The organism is Corallococcus sp. AB049A, from assembly GCF_003668885.1.
GTDB lineage: Bacteria > Myxococcota > Myxococcia > Myxococcales > Myxococcaceae > Corallococcus > Corallococcus interemptor.
On the sequence record NZ_RAWL01000681.1, the window covers coordinates 1 to 2,696 of the forward strand.

A 2,696-nucleotide genomic window follows, 5' to 3' on the forward strand; every position below is an offset into this window, starting at 1 on the left:
GGGGTGGGGGAAGGCCGGGGCGCGTGGTGCGTTGCGAGAGTCCCGGTGCCCGTGATAGGGGGCCACCCGGTACATCAAGATTCGCGGCGGCCATCCCCGTTCTCTTCAGGCCGCCCCCTCCGCAAGGACGCTAGACGCCCATGGAAATCCGCGCCGACGAGATCAGCAAAATCATCCGGGAGCAGATCAAGGACTACGGCAAGAAGGTCACCGTCGCCGAGACCGGCACCGTGCTGACCGTGGGCGACGGTATCGCCCGTGTGTACGGCCTGGAGGGCGCGCTGGCCGGTGAGCTGGTGGAGTTCACCAACGGCGTGCAGGGCCTGGTCCTCAACCTGGAAGAGGACAACGTCGGCGTCGCCATCATGGGCGAGTTCAAGGACATCCGCGAGGGTGACTCCGTGAAGCGCACCGGGCAGATCGCCTCCGTGCCGGTGGGCAAGGGCCTGCTGGGCCGCGTGGTGAACGCGCTGGGCCAGCCGGTGGACGGCAAGGGCCCCATCGAGGCCACCGAGCACCGCCGCCTGGAGGTGAAGGCGCCCGGCATCGTGAAGCGCAAGTCCGTTCACGAGCCCCTGCAGACGGGCATCAAGGCGCTGGACGCGCTGGTGCCGGTGGGCCGCGGTCAGCGCGAGCTCATCATCGGTGACCGCCAGACGGGCAAGACGGCCGTCGCCATCGACGCCATCATCAACCAGAAGGGCCTGGGCGTTTACTGCATCTACGTCGCCATCGGGCAGAAGCAGTCCACCGTGGCGCAGGTGGTGGAGAAGCTGACCAAGCACGGCGCCATGGAGTACACGACGGTCGTCGCGGCGAACGCGTCCGACCCGGCGCCCATGCAGTACTTCGCCCCGTACGCGGGCGTCGCCATCGGCGAGTACTTCCGCGACAACAAGATGCACGGCCTCATCGTGTACGACGACCTCTCCAAGCAGGCCGTGGCGTACCGCCAGCTGTCCCTGCTCCTGCGCCGCCCGCCGGGCCGCGAGGCGTACCCCGGCGACGTGTTCTACATCCACAGCCGCCTGCTGGAGCGCGCCGCCAAGCTGTCCGACGAGGAGGGCGCGGGCTCCCTCACGGCGCTGCCCATCATCGAGACGCAGGCGGGTGACGTGTCCGCCTACATCCCGACGAACGTCATCTCCATCACCGACGGGCAGATCTTCCTGGAGACGGACCTGTTCTTCTCCGGCGTCCGCCCGGCCATCAACGTGGGCCTCTCCGTGTCGCGCGTGGGTTCCGCGGCGCAGATCAAGGCCATGAAGCAGGTCGCGGGCTCCATGAAGCTGGAGCTGGCGCAGTACCGCGAGCTGGCCGCCTTCGCCCAGTTCGGCTCCGACCTGGACAAGGCCACGCAGGAGACGCTGGCGCGCGGCGCCCGCATGGTGGAGCTGCTCAAGCAGGGCCAGTACGAGCCGCTCTCCGTCGAGCGTCAGGTCATCCAGATCTACGCCGCCACCAACAAGGACGACGCCGGCAAGCGCGGGTGGATCCGCCAGGTGCCGGTGGGCGACGTGGTCCGCTGGATGAAGGAGATGCTGGAGTTCGTGGACAGCAAGTACCCGAACATCGTCTCCGACCTGGTCGCCAAGCGCGAGCTGACCGCCGACATCAAGGCGAACATCAACAAGGCGCTCGCCGAGTTCAACGACGTGTTCCAGGCGACCCCGGGCGCCAAGGTCTAGTCTTCGCGCCCCACGCGCGGTTGCCGTAACGGACAGCCCCGTCCTCCCTTCGCGGGGAGGCGGGGCTTTTCGTTTCCTCAGCGCAGCCGGGGCAGGATGGCGCGCAGGCTCTTGTCCGCGCTGCCCCGCGTGCCCAGGCGCTGCACGGCGGCGCGCTCGTAGGGCATCACGTTGGCGCGCTCCACCAGCTGCACGTGCGCGCCCAGCGCGGCGGGCATGGCCAGGTCCAGTTCGAAGATGTCACCGGCGACGAGCGTGGACTCCGGGCCCGTGTGCGTGGCGTCCCAGATGCGCTTGAGCGCGGAGAAGTAGCGCCCGCGGCGCAGGTACACCGGCCGGCCCAGCACGCCGTCCAGGTGCAGCGCCTCCGGCAGCGCGTCGAAGCGCGCGTCCCGGGGCTGCGTGTCCTCCAGCTGGAACTTGCGCGCGTCGCCGAACACCTTCAGCCGCTCGCGGCCCTTGGGGGCCAGCTTGTCCAGCTTGGCCTCCACCAGCTCCGTGTGCGCGTTGGTCACCACGGACACGGGCAGGCCCGTGGCCAAGAGCGCCTCCAGCACCTCCTTCGCCTCCGCCTTGAAGGCCGTGGCCGAGTGCCGGTACGCCTCCTTGTACAGCGTCTGCACCGTGTCCGTGCGCAGGGCCTCGTCGTCGCCCTTGCCGTAGCGCTTGAGCAGCCGGTGCGCGGTGCAGGTGGCCGTCAGGTAGGGGTCCGCGGTGGCCGGCGCCACGATGCGCCCCGCGACCTCCCAGCCGTACTGGTCCACGCCCTCATGCAGCGCGGCGACCTCCTCCGCCCACGCCTGGGACGCGTCCTGCCCCAGCACCCCGTACAGCGCGTCCTGGAAGTGCCTGAGGAAGGGCTCGCCCTCCGCCAGCACGTCCGTGAAGGTCCCATCGAAGTCCAGCACCACGCACGCGATTCCCATCCACCTGTCCTTGCAGCCCGGCCGCTTGGAAGCGCGGCCGTGAACGAAAGCCCCGAATGACGCCCCGTCGGCCGCTCCGAAT

Annotated in this window: 2 protein-coding genes; one reads left to right on the forward strand and one right to left on the reverse strand. The window is 69.4% G+C overall.

Annotated elements, in window-relative coordinates; genetic code table 11:
* The first annotated feature begins 140 nt into the window (after nucleotides 1-140).
* Entirely contained in the window at nucleotides 141-1,688 is a 1,548-nt protein-coding gene (gene atpA, locus D7X55_RS38190) for a F0F1 ATP synthase subunit alpha (RefSeq protein ID WP_120552326.1), read from the forward strand.
* Nucleotides 1,689-1,765: 77 nt separating this feature from the next.
* On the opposite strand, the gene D7X55_RS38195 is transcribed toward atpA, so the two are convergent.
* The gene (locus D7X55_RS38195; protein WP_120552325.1) at nucleotides 1,766-2,614 is read right to left on the reverse strand and encodes an HAD family hydrolase; all 849 of its coding nucleotides are present in this window, start codon (nucleotides 2,612-2,614) and stop codon (nucleotides 1,766-1,768) included.
* Nucleotides 2,615-2,696: the final 82 nt, after the last annotated feature.

Excerpts from the sequence above, each read along its gene's own strand:
- atpA (WP_120552326.1), top strand. The coding sequence starts at position 141 with ATGGAAATCCGCGCCGACGAGATCAGCAAAATCATCCGGGAGCAGATC.
- D7X55_RS38195 (WP_120552325.1), bottom strand. The coding sequence starts at position 2,614 with ATGGGAATCGCGTGCGTGGTGCTGGACTTCGATGGGACCTTCACGGAC.